This is a genomic window from Streptomonospora salina (assembly GCF_014204715.1).
Classification (GTDB): Bacteria; Actinomycetota; Actinomycetes; order Streptosporangiales; family Streptosporangiaceae; genus Streptomonospora; species Streptomonospora salina.
In genome coordinates, this window is record NZ_JACHLY010000001.1 from 2,942,841 (window position 1) to 2,956,422 (window position 13,582).

General features: G+C 72.5%; 12 protein-coding genes. 7 read left to right on the forward strand and 5 right to left on the reverse strand.

The genetic code is table 11. From position 1 onward, the window contains the following. Positions 1 to 19: 19 nt before the first annotated feature. Together HNR25_RS13450 and HNR25_RS13455 are read right to left on the reverse strand one after the other, a co-directional pair. Positions 20 to 913, reverse strand: coding sequence for a prolyl oligopeptidase family serine peptidase (locus HNR25_RS13450; protein WP_312862528.1), 894 nt, complete (start codon positions 911 to 913; stop codon positions 20 to 22). A 90-nt stretch (positions 914 to 1,003) separates the two neighbouring features. After that, on the reverse strand, positions 1,004 to 1,570 hold the full coding sequence (locus HNR25_RS13455) for a TetR/AcrR family transcriptional regulator (protein ID WP_184639273.1): 567 nt from the start codon (positions 1,568 to 1,570) through the stop codon (positions 1,004 to 1,006). A gap of 331 nt (positions 1,571 to 1,901) precedes the next feature. Between HNR25_RS13455 and add the strand changes: the two genes are divergently transcribed. Then, complete coding sequence (add, locus tag HNR25_RS13460; protein ID WP_184635564.1) at positions 1,902 to 2,939, forward strand: adenosine deaminase; 1,038 nt, start codon at positions 1,902 to 1,904, stop codon at positions 2,937 to 2,939. Between the two features lie 90 nt (positions 2,940 to 3,029). On the opposite strand, the gene HNR25_RS13465 is transcribed toward add, so the two are convergent. Further along, positions 3,030 to 4,214 (reverse strand): CapA family protein, encoded by a 1,185-nt coding sequence (locus HNR25_RS13465; protein ID WP_246463657.1) that lies wholly within the window; start codon positions 4,212 to 4,214, stop codon positions 3,030 to 3,032. Positions 4,215 to 4,542: 328 nt separating this feature from the next. On the opposite strand from HNR25_RS13465, the gene HNR25_RS13470 reads away from it, so the two are divergent. The 5 genes from HNR25_RS13470 to HNR25_RS13490 all read left to right on the forward strand — a co-directional run bounded on the left by HNR25_RS13470 (position 4,543) and on the right by HNR25_RS13490 (position 10,436). After that, the gene (locus HNR25_RS13470) at positions 4,543 to 5,004 is read left to right on the forward strand and encodes a Fur family transcriptional regulator (protein WP_184635565.1); all 462 of its coding nucleotides are present in this window, start codon (positions 4,543 to 4,545) and stop codon (positions 5,002 to 5,004) included. A gap of 100 nt (positions 5,005 to 5,104) precedes the next feature. Then, entirely contained in the window at positions 5,105 to 6,550 is a 1,446-nt protein-coding gene (locus tag HNR25_RS13475; RefSeq protein ID WP_184635567.1) for a catalase, read from the forward strand. A 724-nt stretch (positions 6,551 to 7,274) separates the two neighbouring features. After that, positions 7,275 to 8,384 carry a chaplin gene (locus HNR25_RS13480; protein ID WP_184635569.1) on the forward strand — a complete coding sequence of 370 codons (1,110 nt, stop codon included), beginning with the start codon at positions 7,275 to 7,277 and terminating at the stop codon, positions 8,382 to 8,384. 224 nt (positions 8,385 to 8,608) lie between these two features. Then, complete coding sequence (locus HNR25_RS13485; protein WP_312862529.1) at positions 8,609 to 9,469, forward strand: SURF1 family cytochrome oxidase biogenesis protein; 861 nt, start codon at positions 8,609 to 8,611, stop codon at positions 9,467 to 9,469. Positions 9,470 to 9,599: 130 nt separating this feature from the next. Further along, on the forward strand, positions 9,600 to 10,436 hold the full coding sequence (locus HNR25_RS13490) for a class I SAM-dependent methyltransferase (protein ID WP_184635571.1): 837 nt from the start codon (positions 9,600 to 9,602) through the stop codon (positions 10,434 to 10,436). Positions 10,437 to 10,497: 61 nt separating this feature from the next. Here the strand turns inward: HNR25_RS13490 and HNR25_RS13495 are convergent, their stop codons facing one another. Beyond that, entirely contained in the window at positions 10,498 to 11,676 is a 1,179-nt protein-coding gene (locus tag HNR25_RS13495; protein ID WP_184635573.1) for an aminotransferase class V-fold PLP-dependent enzyme, read from the reverse strand. An 83-nt stretch (positions 11,677 to 11,759) separates the two neighbouring features. Here HNR25_RS13495 and HNR25_RS13500 point away from each other — a divergent pair, with 83 nt between their 5' ends. Beyond that, positions 11,760 to 12,695 carry a LysR family transcriptional regulator gene (locus HNR25_RS13500; RefSeq protein ID WP_184635575.1) on the forward strand — a complete coding sequence of 312 codons (936 nt, stop codon included), beginning with the start codon at positions 11,760 to 11,762 and terminating at the stop codon, positions 12,693 to 12,695. 82 nt (positions 12,696 to 12,777) lie between these two features. Here the strand turns inward: HNR25_RS13500 and HNR25_RS13505 are convergent, their stop codons facing one another. Then, a complete protein-coding gene (locus tag HNR25_RS13505; protein WP_184635577.1) occupies positions 12,778 to 13,473 on the reverse strand; it encodes a class I SAM-dependent methyltransferase in 696 nt (231 codons plus the stop codon). Between the last annotated feature and the right edge of the window lie 109 nt (positions 13,474 to 13,582).

Sequence of the window (13,582 nt, forward strand, 5' to 3'; positions counted from 1 at the left end):
TCCGCTGCCGCCGCCGGGCTCAGGCCAGCCGGACGGTCTCCTCGGTCGGCGACGAGGTCTGGGGGCCGGCGGCGAGGTGGGAGTGGAACCATTCGGTCAGGGCGCGGTCGGCCAGCACGTTGCCGGGCGCCGGCGGGCCGGGCTCCAGTCCCGGTTCCGGGCCCATCGTGTGGGCGAGGTCGGGCACCTCGATATGCCGCAGCGCCTCAGCGGGATAGTGCGCGGCGAGCGCGTCGTGCAGGGCGCGGCCGCGTTCGGGCGCGACGACGTCGTCCTGCTGGCCGTTGACGACCAGGAGCGGGGGCTGGGGGCGGCGCTCGGCGATCTCGCCGGCGCGGGCAGCGAAGTCCAGCCAGGCGGCGACCTCGTGGGAGGTCTCGTTCCAGCTGTAGGGGATGCCCAGGCGCCGCTCGCGGGCGGTGAGCACCGCCTGCGGCTCGATGATCGGGTTGACCGCGCCGGCGGCGGCGATGGGCAGCTTGCTCTCGGCCAGTGCCAGCAGCGCCGCCGCGCCGCCCGCGCCCACGCCCATCAGGCCCAGGGCCGAGTCGGCGACGGGGAACCGCGCACGCAGGTCCTTCACCGCACGCGGGAGTTCGGCGGCGGCCTGTTCGACGACCGGTCCGAAGAGCTCGATCAGGTAGTCCGCCTGCCCGCGCCGGTTGACCTCGGCGACCCCGCCCTCGGGCAGCCGGGCGCCGAACATCGGCAACCCCAGGTAGAAGCGCCACGCGGGCAGGGAGGCCAGTGGCAGGGTTCCGGCCAGGGCGGCCTCACTGCGCGGGGGCTCGAACGCGTGCAGAGCGAGGATCATGGGCGCCCGGTCGGCGGCGACCGCGGGCGGTACCGCGACGAAGGGGATCCCCGCCGCTGTACCGGTGGTCGGATGGGTGAGGGTGCTGTCGGCTCGCACTGAAGGCTCCTCCCGTTTTCGGATGCCGAAAGCCGTCGTGGCGATCTGGATCGGCCTCATCCGTGCTGAGCATGCCTGTCGCAGCCTAGTTCAGCCGAAGTGTCGGCCGAGGTAGGTGCGCAGCAGGATCTTGCTCTCGTCGATGAGGCGGGGGTCACCGTCGGGGTCGGTGCGGAACGCGAGTTTGAGGACCGCGTCGGCGGCCTCGACGGCCACGGTCACGGCGCGGTCGAGGTCCTCGGTCGCGTCGGCGCCGGCCACCGATGTCAGCAGGGTGCGGATGCGGGTGGCGATCACCCGGTTGTTCTCGGCCGCCGAGTCCAGCAGGCGGGTGTCGACGACGTCGCCGAAGTGCAGGCTGCGGAACCCGGGGACGGTGCGGTGCATCTCCAGGTACTCGTCGACGATGGCGTCGGCGGCCTGGATCCAGTGGCTGCGGCCGCCCGCTGCGAGGCGGTCGCGCACCCGGGCGGTGAACAGGTCCAAATAGCGCAGCGCCAGCGCCTGGGTGATGGCGCGCTTGTCGGGGAAGAACTGATACACCGACCCGATGGCCACGCCCGCGCGTTCGGCGATACGTGTGGTGGACAGGTTGGTGTAGCCGCCTTCGTCGAGCAGGTCGGCACAGGCGTCGAGCATGCGCTGCACGCGCACCATGCTGCGGTGCTGGGCCGGGAGTCTGCGCAGAGGGGCGTGGGAAAGCGAGGAGCCGGCCGCGCCGAATCCTCTGCCGGGCTCCCGGTCGGCGGCGTCGGCGGGCGGTTCGGCCCCTGGCGGTGTCGGCACCCAGGCGGTGCCGTGAGTGGAAGTGGTCATCACGCCCCCTCTGACTCTGCCCTGTGTGCACTCGGTTCCCCATCCAAGCCGACGTCGCCGCCGTGATCGCGGTTGTGACCGCATACGGCCATGCCGGCGGATGTGCCGGATCGGAACCGGCGGCGCTCCGCGGCGCTTGGAGCGGGGGCCGCGGCTGAGTAACGTCGTCCGAATGGAGCTCCCGAAACTCGCCTCCGACGTCGAGGCGTTCATCCACGAACTCCCCAAGGTCGAGCTGCACGTGCACCTGGAGGGCTCGATGCAGCCGGCCACGCTGCTGGAACTGGCCCGCAAGCACGGCGTCGCCGGCGTCCCCGCGTCGCTGGAGGACGTCCGCGAGTGGTACGTCTTCAGCGACTTCGCGCATTTCATCGAGGTCTACCTGGCGTCGGTGCGCACCCTGGTCGACGAGGAGGACTTCGCCCTGCTGGCGGCCGACGCGGCTGCGCGGCTGGCGGCGCAGAACGTGCGCTACGCCGAGGTGCACGTGAGCCTCTACGCCCATCTGATGCGGGGCGTTTCCGCACGCGCGGTCTTCGACGGGATCGAGGCGGCCCGCGTCGAGGCCGAGCGCAGGCACGGGATCCGGCTGCGCTGGATCCCCGACTTCCCGGGCGACTACGGGGTGCACACCGGCGAGCAGGCGTTGGACGCGGTGCTGGCGGAAGGGCCCGACAGCGTCGTGGGGTTCGGTGTGGGCGGGGTCGAGGTCCCCTTCGGGCCGATGGCCGGGCTCTTCGGCCGCGCTCGCGCGGCCGGGCTGCACAGCCTGCCCCACGCCGGCGAGAACGGCGGCCCCGAGCGGGTGCGCGAGGCGCTGGACCTGCTCGGGGCCGAGAGGATCGGCCACGGAATCGACAGCATGCGGGATCCCGACCTGGTGGCCCGGCTGCGCGACGAGCGCGTTCCGGTGGACGTCGCGCCGACCTCCAACCTGCGCACGGGTGCCGTCGGCCGGCTCCTCGACCACCCGCTGCCGCGGATGGTCGAGGCCGGGCTGACGGTGACGCTGAACAGCGACGATCCGCCGATGTTCGGGACCGACCTGAGCAACGAGTACCGCACGGCGGCCCGGCTGGGGCTGGGCGCGCCGAGTCTGGCGGCGCTGGCCCGCAACGGCGTTGCGGCGTCCTTCCTGGAGGACTCCGCCAAGCGGGTGCTGATCGCCGAGATCGACACCGTTCTTGCCGGGCACGCGCACGGATGGTGAGCCTTCGGCCGGTCCGGGGCGCCGGGCCCCGCAGCGGTCCGAAGGCCGCGGCGGCGCCCGGACCGCTGGCCGCGGCCCCGGACCGGGCGGTCAGCCGGCCTCGGCCGGCTCCTCCCCGCCGTCCTGGCCCTGCGGGGTCGGGCTGAGCCCGACGGTGCACTCGGTGCGGTAGGACTCCCAGGTCGCTCCCGCGTCCTCGGCGGCGGCGCCTTCGTAGAGCACGGGCACGCCGCCGCGGATCCGGCCGGGCTTCCACTCGTCGCCGACCACCTCGCCGTCCTGGAAGGTGAGGTTGAGGACGCCGGTCTCGGCGGTGGGGCCGCTGTAGTTGTAGAAGGCGAAGTTGCCCAGGCCGTAGTGGACGTAGGAATCGCCCACGTAGCCGCCTGGGGAGAGCACGTGGGCGTGCCCGCCCACTACGGCGTCGGATCCGGCGTCGGCCAGGGCCTGGGCGAGGCCGGGCGCGTGCGGCTTGGGGCAGTGGTCGCCTTCCCGGCCCCAGTGCAGGTAGGTGATGACGGTTTCGGCCTCGTCGGCGGCCGACGAGACCGCCTCGACCAGGCGGCTCTGCATCTCGTTCTTGGACGAGGCGAGGCCGGGCTTGCCGGGGCCGGCGGTCCAGGCGGGGATGAGGTCGGTGTTGAGGACGTCGGTGGCGCCGATGACCGCCACTTTGCCGCCGTCGGTGTCGAAGATGTGCGGTTCGTAGGCTTCCTGTTCGTCCCGGCCGGCGCCCACGATGGGAAAGTCCGCCTCTTCGGCGTTGGCCAGGGTGTCCTGCAGGCCCTCGGTGCCGTAGTCCATGCCGTGGTTGTTGGCGACGGAGGCGACGTCGACGCCGGCCTGCTCCAGCGCGGTGAAGGCGGTCGACGGCGCGCGGAACACGAACCCCTTGGAGGGCGGCGGGGTGCCGCCGTCGGTGACGGCGGTTTCGAGGTTGACGATCGACAGGTCGGCTGCCGAAAGCGTCTGGGAGACCTCGCCCAGCGCGGTCGCGGGATCGGCGTCCAGGCGCTGGCGCAGCTCGCCCTCGAAGTGCACGTCGCCGCCGATGGCGACGGTGATGGGGGCGCTCTCGCCGTCCTCGCCGGACGGGGCGGGGGAGGACGGCGCGTCCGGGGAGGGGCGGTCGTCGCCGGCGGCCTGGCCGGTGTCGTCGGGGTCGCCGGAACCACCCGATGAGCAGGAGGCCAGGAAGACGAGGGTGGCCATGGCGGCACCCGTGCGTACCGAAGCGCGCATCGGGGAGGCGGGGGTCGAAGCGTCGTTGGGCATCGAAGGCTCCAAGTAGGAGGCAGCTGCAGTGGTGCGGGGGCGGGGGTGCCGTCACGGAGCGGGCGCGACCGCGGGGCCGATTCCCGGTTTCGGGGGAAGGGAGCCAAGGAGAGGATACGGGGCGGAGGCGGCGCCGAGATAGCTGCAGCGCGCGATTGCGACTACACAACGTGGTCGATCTGTGTTCTCGTGTATTCGCGTGTGTGCGGCCGCGTGCGTGCAGCGCGGGGAGAGTCCAGTTCATGCGGGGGTCGGGACGCGGTCGGCCGCGATACTTGATTTCCTCGCTTTCTTGAATAATTCCAGTTTGTGTCCTAGAGTGACAGGCATGGACAACGTCGCCGACGATCTCCGCTCGGCCGGACTCCGGGTCACCGCGGCACGGGTGGCCATCCTGGAGCAGGTCCGGATCGGCAATCACCTCGACGCCGAACGCATCGCGCGCGGCGTTCGCGGTTCGCTCGGCCACGTCTCGACCCAGGGGGTCTACGACGCGCTGCATGCGCTGACCAGGGCCGGCCTGCTCCGGCGGATCGAACCCGCGGGATCGCCCGCGCGTTTCGAGTCCCGGGTCGGAGACAACCATCACCACCTGGTCTGCCGCTCCTGCGGCGAGGTCGCCGACATCGACTGCGTCGTCGGGGAGGCTCCCTGTGTGGAGCCGTCGAACACGCGGGGTTACGCGATCGATGAGGCCGAAGTGGTGTTCTGGGGCGTCTGTCCGCAATGCCAGGCACAGTCGGCGGGATCCGGGAGTGGACAGCCCGCGCGGACCGGGAGCGAGGTCTGACCCGCTCCCCGCAGGGCCGGCGGCTGCCGCGAGGGCACCGCATCCCCGGCCCGGTGCCGTTCATCGAGGCCTCGTCAAGCATTTTCGAAAGGTGCGAGCAGTGAGCGTTCCCTACAGCACGGACGACGCCGGCCACCCGGCGCCCAGCGATGGTTTGTCGCAGTCGGTAGGCCCCAACGGGCCGCTGCTGCTCCAGGACCACTTCCTGATCCAGAAGATGGCCCACTTCAACCGCGAGCGCGTGCCCGAGCGCGTCGTGCACGCCAAGGGCGGCGGCGCCTTCGGCGAGATGGAGATCACCGAGGACGTCAGCCGGTACACCAAGGCGGACCTCTTCCAGAAGGGGAAGAAGACCCCGCTGCTGATCCGCTTCTCGACCGTGGCCGGCGAGCTGGGCAGTGCCGACACCGCCCGCGACCCCCGCGGCTTCTCGCTGAAGTTCTACACCGAGCACGGCAACTACGACCTGGTCGGCAACAACACGCCGATCTTCTTCATCCGCGACCCCTCGAAGTTCTCCGACTTCATCCACTCGCAGAAGCGCCGCGCGGACAACCAGCTGCGCGACCACAACATGCAGTGGGACTTCTGGACGCTCAACCCCGAGTCGGCCCACCAGGTCTCGTTCCTGATGACCGACCGCGGGACGCCCAAGACCTGGCGCCACATGCACGGGTTCGGCAGCCACACGTTCCTCTGGTACAACGCCGACGGCCAGAAGTTCTGGGTGAAGTACCACTTCAAGACCGACCAGGGCGTCGAGAACCTCACCGCGGACGAGGCCAAGGCGATGGAGGGCGACCCCGACGCCCACCGCCGCGACCTGTGGCAGGCGATCGAGCAGGGCGACTACCCGTCCTGGACGGTCAAGGTCCAGGTCATGCCCTTCGAGGACGCGACGAACTACCGGATCAACCCGTTCGACCTGACCAAGGTGTGGCCGCACGAGGACTACCCCGAGATCACCATCGGGAAGTTCACGCTGAACCGCAATCCCTCGAACTACTTCGCCGAGATCGAGCAGGCGGCGTTCGAGCCGTCCAACCTGGTGCCCGGTATCGGCGGCAGCCCGGACAAGATGCTGCAGGGCCGGCTGTTCTCCTACCCGGACACCCACCGCTACCGCATCGGCCCGAACTACCTGCAGCTGCCGGTCAACCAGCCCAAGGTCCAGACCCGCAGCTACAACTTCGACGGGCCGATGACCTACGCCAACAACGCCGACCCGGTCTACGCGCCCAACACCGCGGGCGGGGCGGTTTCGGCCAACGAGCTCTACGAGGACGAGCACTACCACGTCTCCGGCGACATGGTGCGCTCGGCCTACGAGCTCCACAAGGAGGACGACGACTTCAGCCAGGCGCGTGCGCTCTGGGAGAACGTCCTCAGCGAGTCGGAGCGGACCAATATGATCGGCAACATCGTCGGCCACGCCTCGGCCCCCGAGGTCACCGGCGACATGAAGAAGCGCGTGGTCGAGTACTGGACCAACGTCCACCCCGACCTGGGCGCCGGCGTGGCCGAGGGCCTGGGCGTGCAGGCCTGACCCGTCCGTCGCGCATGCCGCAGCGCTGAGCGCCGCCGGGGCCGGTGAACCGGCCGGCCGGAGCGGCGCGCCGCCCCGGGTGCGATCCGCGCGGTACCTCCGGGTACCGCGGGATCCGCCCGGGGCTTCGTGCTGTCCGGGGCGTCATCCTTGTCCTGGTTCGCGGTTTTTATCTATTCTGTGGTGGAATAGCGAGAAAGTCGGATTGCCGGTTTCCGGCGATCGGATTTCGGTCTGGGTTCGGTGTCCGTGCACGAGGGTGTGTGCGCCGCACCTTCCGAGTTGACCGGAATATGGGTTGTCTGGGGTGTTTCGGGCGCCTTCCGGGGGTGTCGCGCTCCGTGGCCGCCGCGCTTATCGGACACCGGTGGCCCGCATTTTATGCTGCCTGATCAGGCGTTACTTCGGTGTGTAGTTGAGGTTGTGCTCGCCGATTTCTGTTATCGCCCTTTTTCTTGGAAAAAGCCCTGGCGTGCGGCGCGACGCTGTTAGCGTTGTCGATCAACGGCGCAAGGAAACCCGCCCCGGTTCTTCCCGGGGGTGCGCCGTCCGGATTCCACCGACGCGCGGGTGCGTTCGAACTCGTGCCCCCGCGCCGTCGCGGATGGTTCCGGTCACCCTGTTGTCCCCCTCGGGGCGACGGATCACTACCCCGCCTTAGGTGACGCCTCGCCTCCGAACGAACACGACCGGTGTTCGCGTCTGCGAAAGGTCATGCCTGAACATGCACAAGCGCTTCTACACGTCCCTGTCCGCCTCGCTGCTGGCCGCCGGCCTGGTCGGGGCCGCACCGGCGACCGCCTTCGCCGAACCCGAAAGCGACGGCTCGGGCGGGATCGCCTCCGGCAACCAGGTCAACGTGCCGGCTGACGTCAAGGCCGAACTGTGCGGCAACGCGCTGTCCGTCCTGGGGATCTCGAAGGCCGACTGCACCCGCGTCGCCGAGGTGCTCTACGCGTCGAGCGACGAGGGGCAGGACTCCCCGCAGACCGACGGCTCCGGCGGCATCGCCTCCGGCAACCAGATCAACATCCCCGTCGACGCCGCCCTGGACGTGTGCGGCAACTCCGCCGCGATCGGCGGTGTCGCCGAATCGGACTGCACCAGCGTGGTGAACAAGCTGGTCGAGGAGTCCGACGAGGGGCAGGACTCCCCCCAGACCGACGGCTCCGGCGGCATCGCCTCCGGCAACCAGATCAACATCCCCGTCGACATCGCCCTGGACGTGTGCGGCAACTCCGTCGCCGTGCTGGGCGCCTCGAAGTCCGAGTGCACCACCGTCGTGAACGTCATCGAGGAGTCGGGCGGCGGCGACGAGGGGCAGGACTCCCCGCAGACCGACGGCTCCGGCGGCGTCGCCTCCGGCAACCAGATCGACGTCCCCGTCGACGCCGCGGCCGACATCTGCGGCAACGCCGTATCGGTGCTGGGCGTCGCCGAGGCCCAGTGCCTGGAGACGATCTCCGACGACGGCGGTGAGGACGACCCGGGCAAGGACGAGCCCGGTGAGGAGACCGAGCCGCCCGAGGAGGGCGAGGAGACCGACGACCCGGACGAGCCGGGTGAGGACGGCCCCGGCGACGGCGACACGACGCCCTCGCCCGAGCCCACCCCCGAGACCGGCGACGACACCACCCCGGACACCAAGCCGGCGCCCGAGGGCGACGACACCGACGCGTCCGGCGGCCTGCCGGTGACCGGACCGGCCCTGGGCGGTCTCGTCGCCGCCGCCGTGGCCGCCGTCGGCGGCGGTGGCGCCGCGATGGCCATCAGCCGCCGCCGCAAGGCCGCCGCGGTCGGTGCGCAGGACACCGCAGCCGGCACCGAGGAGTAGTCCCCGGAGCCGCACCCGGCGCGTGCCGCCCCGCTGAGCGAGGGGCGGCACCGCCGATCCGGCGGGCGCCGCGCCCCAGGTCCCGACGGGCCCCGGGCGCGGCGCCCGCCTGTGTCGGCCGCCGGTTCCGCCCCGGGCGGGCGGCGCGGCGCCGGCCCGTTCGGGCAGGTCGGCGACGGCGACCCGCTGACCGCGGGTTCCGTGCCTGCTATAGCCTCGAAAGCGTGCTCCGTGTCCTGCTCTCCCCGCGCATGCTGGCATTCCACGCGCTGGTGGCACTGATCGTGCCGTCGTTCGTCTGGCTGGGCTTCTGGCAGCTGGACCGCTGGGAGGACAAATCCGCGGAGGTCGCCCTCCAGGAGTCGAACATGGCGGCCGACCCGGTCCCCGTCGGGCGGCTCACCGCCCCGGGCGCCGCCGTGACCGCCGACGAGCAGTGGCGCAGGGTCACCGCGACCGGGCACTACGACGCCGAACACGAGCTGCTGGTGCGCAACCGCGACGGCTCCGGGGGTGTGGGCCTGCATGTGCTGACCCCCCTGGTCACCGGCGACGGACCCGCCCTGCTGGTCAACCGCGGCTGGATCGAGCAGCCGCCCACCGCCACCACCCGCCCGGACGTGCCGCCGCCGCCCGAGGGCAGGGTCACGGCCACCGGCCGCCTGCGGCCCGCCGAGACTGAGGAGACCACCGGTATCCGGGTGCGCGGCGGGCTGCCCGAGGGCCAGATCATGATCGTCGACGTGGACCGGATCGCCGCTGATTCGCCCTACCCCGTCTACGGCGGCTACGCCGAGCTGACCGACCAGAGCCCGGAAGGCGCCGACCCGCCCGAACAGGTCCCGCCGCCCGAGCTGAACACGGGGATGAACATCTCCTATGCGGTGCAGTGGTGGATCTTCACCGCGATCGCCGTCGCCGGGTGGATCTTCCTGATGCGCCGCGAGCTCGCCGACGCCCGCAGCGGCGGCGCCCCCGCCGCGCCGGAGGGCGGCGCAGCGGCCGAACCGGCCCCCGGATCGCCGGGCGGCGACGGCGGCGGGAGCGCGCATCCCCGGTCCCCGCGCTCCGGCGCCCGGTCGTAGGGCCGCCCGCTGCCGGTAGGGCCGCCCGAGCGGCAGGCGCGGCGGCGCGGCGGCCCCGCCCGGGGGCCCGTGCGCGTGCCGCTCCCGGCGATCGCGTGCGCCGGTTCCGGGCGGCTGAAAGGATCGGCGTATGAGCGACGACGCGGGCGGAACCGACATCCAGCGTGTGACCCGGCGGCCGGCCGGCCCGGACGAGAGCGCGCGGGCCAACCGCGTGTGGTGGGAGCGCGCGGCCGACGACTACCAGGCGGAGCACGGGTCCTTCCTGCGCGACACGGGCTTCCTGTGGGGGCCGGAAGGCGTCGACGAGGCCGACGTCCGGTTGCTGGGCCCGGTGGAGGACCTGCGCGGAACCCGGGTGCTGGAGCTGGGCTGCGGCGCCGGGCAGTGCTCGCGGTGGCTGCGGTCCCACGGGGTCGAACAGGTCGCGGCCGTGGACGTCTCCCACCGCCAGCTGCAGCACGCGCTGCGGATCGACGAGCACACGGGCGTGCGGGTCCCGGTCGGGCAGGCCGACGTCCAGCGCCTGCCGTTCGCGGCGGAGGCCTTCGACCTGGTCTGTTCGGCCTTCGGCGGGCTGCCGTTCGTGCCCGACGCCGAGGCGGCCGTGGCCGAGTCGGCGCGGGTGCTGCGGCCCGGCGGGCGGCTGGTGTTCTCCGTGAGCCACCCGTTCCGCTGGTGCTTCCCCGACGACCCCGGCGAGCGCGGGCTCACCGTCCGACAGTCCTACTTCGACCGCCGCGCCTACGTCGAGGAGAACTCGGCAGGGCGCGCCGTCTACGTCGAGCACCACCACACGGTCGGCGACTGGGTCCGCGCGGTCGTCGGCGCCGGCCTGGTTCTGCGCGACCTGGTCGAGCCCGAGTGGCCCGAGGACAACCCCGAGACCTGGGACGGCTGGAGCCCGCTGCGCGGCCGCCTCTTCCCGGGCACCGCCGTATTCACCGCGGTGAAGCCCGAGGGGTGAGCCGCCGGGAGGGCGGGGCCGCTGAAGCGGCCGGATACCCGACGGTCCCGCAGGTGCCCGATCACGGATCGCCGAGTGCGGCGCCCGCCCCCTCCAGGGACGCGACGGCCTCCACGGCCCGGTCGACGTCGGTGGACGCGGTGGAGACGTGGAAGCTGAACCGCACGCGTCCGGCGCGTTCGGCGGCGACCACCCCGGCGTCGGCGAGGCGCTCGGCACTGCCGGGCGGCAGCGGGAGCGAGACGATCGCCGAGTCGCCGGGCGGCAGCCCCAGCCCCGACCGGAATCGCGCCGCCAGCGCCAGGTTGTGCCGGTGGATCGCCTCGACGCCGATCCGGGCGATGAAGTCCAGCGCGGGTGCCTGCCCCGCCCATGCCGGCCAGACCGGCGCCAGATCCAGCCGCCGTGCATCCGATGCGAGACGCAGCGGCCCGCCGTAGACCGAGTCCCAGATGTCGGCCCCCGCGTACCAGCCCGCCGCCAGCGGCCGCAGATCGGCGAGGGCGTGGGGGGTTCCCGTCAGGAAGCACGTGCCGCGCGGTGCGAGCAGCCACTTGTAACCGCAGGCCACCAGGAGGTCGATCCGCTCGGCCGGCAGCGGGTACCACCCTGCGGCCTGGGTGGCGTCGACGAGTGTGCGGGCGCCGGCGGATTCGGCTGCGGCGAGGATCGCCTCCAGCGGTGCGACGGCGCCGTCGGCCGACTGCACAGCCGAGACCGCGACCAGGTCGGTGGTCGGCCGCACGGCGGCGGCCAGATCGGAGAGCGGGACGAGGCGCACCCGCACTCCCCGTTCCTGCTGGGCCAGCATCGGGAACAGCAGTGAGGTGAAGTCGCCCTCGGGCGCCACCACCTCGGCGCCGTCGGGCAGGGCGGCCGCGACGAGGCCGACCAGCTGCGACGCCTGCGATCCCACGGCGACGCGGTCGGGGGCGACCCCCAGCAGCCGGGCGAACGCCGCGCGGGAGTCGCGCACGGCGGCGTCCATCGCCGCCACGTCCAGGCGGCCGGCCGCGCGGTCGCGCTCGGCGCGCACGGCGGCCTCGTGGCCGGCCAGGGGCGGAATCCCGTAGGTGGCGGTGTTGAGGTAGGCGGTTCCGGTGCCCGCGGTCCCGAAGTGCTCGGCGATGTGTGCGGGCAGGAGGCCGTCCGGCGTCGCCGGAGCATTCGGCGCGCTCGGCTGCGGGTCCGGCGCCGGGTGGTGCCCGCGGCCCGGGGCGGGGGCGTTGTCGGTATCCATGCCCCGATCCTGGACGGCGCGGAGGCCAAGGACAATCGGAAGTTTTGCGCAGCGGACCCAGAAACGGTTGATACCTTCGGCACGTGCTCGAACTCCACCGGTTGCGTGTGCTGCGCGACGTCGCCCGCCTCGGGTCGATGAGCGCCGCCGCCTCCGCGCTCTCCTACAGCCAGCCCGCGATCTCCCACCACATCGCGCGCCTGGAGGCCGAGGCCGGTACTCCGCTCGTCGTGCGGCATGCCCGCGGGGTGCGGATCACCGAGGCGGGCCGGGTGCTGGTGGAGCACGCCGACAGTGCGCTGGCCGCCCTCTCCGAAGCCGACGAGAAGGTCGCGGCCATCGCAGGGCTACGGGCGGGCCGGGTACGCCTGTCCGCGTTCCCCACCGCGGTGTCGGGCTTCGTGCCCGAGGCACTGGCAGCGCTGCGCCGGCGCGCCGCCGACGTGCGGGTTCTGCTTTCGGAGGCCGAACCCGCCGATGCGCTCGCCGCGCTGCGGGCAGGCGAGACCGACATCGCCGTCGCCTTCGACTATGCCGAAGCGCGGAGCGACCCCGACTCGCGGCTGCGTTTCGTGCCGCTGATGCGCGACCCCGTCGTGCTCGCCGTCCGCGACGACCACCCGGCCGCCGGGACGCGACCGGTGCGTCTGGCCGATCTGGCCGTCGAGCCGTGGGCCTCCGGGTGCCGGCGGTGCCGCGACCACCTGGAGTCCCGGTGCCGCACCGCGGGATTCGAGCCGCGGGTCGACTTCGCGACCGACCAGTACGTGGCGGTGCAGCGGCTGGTCGCCTGCGGGGTGGCCGTCTCGGCGCTTCCGGACCTGGCGTTCGCCTGCCACAGCGAGCCCGGGGTGGCCCGGGTGGCGCTTCCCGAGCTGGGGGCGCGACGGATCTACGCGGCGGTGTCGGCCGGTCCCCGGCCGCCGGCCGTCGCGGCGATGCTGGACGAACTGGCCGCCGCCGCAGACGCGCACGCGCCGACGGCCGGTCCCGACGCGGTCGGCGGCGACGGCCGCTAGCGGCCCGCCGCCGAGCGAAGGTGCACCGTGCGCTCGACGGCGGGCCGGCCGCAACGCCCGGACCCGGGCGCCGCGGGCGGGATCAGCCTTCGGCGGGCCGCTGCAGGTGCTGGATCCAGGCCGGCGGGAGGTTGGCCATCACCCGCTCGGTGCCGATCCCGTAGCGGTTGACCCACTCCTCGACGACCCAGCCGGAGCGGGCCTGGCGCAGGTAGTCCTCGCGGGGGGCGACCACCGCCTTGACCTGCTTGGTGTAGAGGTAGCCGAACAGGGAGAGGCGGCCGCCGGGGCGCAGCACGGTGAAGTAGTACTCCAGGATCTCGCGGACCTCCTCCGCGGTGAAGTTCGCGAAGGGCAGCCCCGAGATGATGACGTCGTAGCCGCGGTCGGTACCGAGATCGGTGACGAGCTTCTGGTGCACCGTCGCGCTGTCGGCGATGCGGGCGAGCTCGGGGTCGGTGGTGAGCTGATCGGCCAGGCGCCCGGCGAACTCCGGGTTGGACTCGACCAGGTCGATCGTGTCGCCCTCGCGCATGTGCTCGGCGATCACCCGTGAGACGGCGCCTGTTCCGGCACCCGCCTCCATGATCGACAGTGGGGCGTCGGGGGTCGCGCGTTCGTCGACGAACCGGGCCAGCGCGTTTCCGAGGCCGCGGCTGCTGGGAGCCACCGCCCCCGTGGCGCGGAAGGTACGGACCGCCTGCCGGACGAAGAGCCCGGCGTCGCCGAGCCGCGAATCGAGACCAGTGGATTGCAGTTGTTTCTGTGGCGCTGCCATGCATGAACGGTAATGCTTCTCACCGTAAGCCGCAGGTTAGTCGGGCCGGTGCGTGTCGGGTAACACCGCTCACACGGGGCTCGGCGAGCAGGCGCCGGACTTGGTAGAC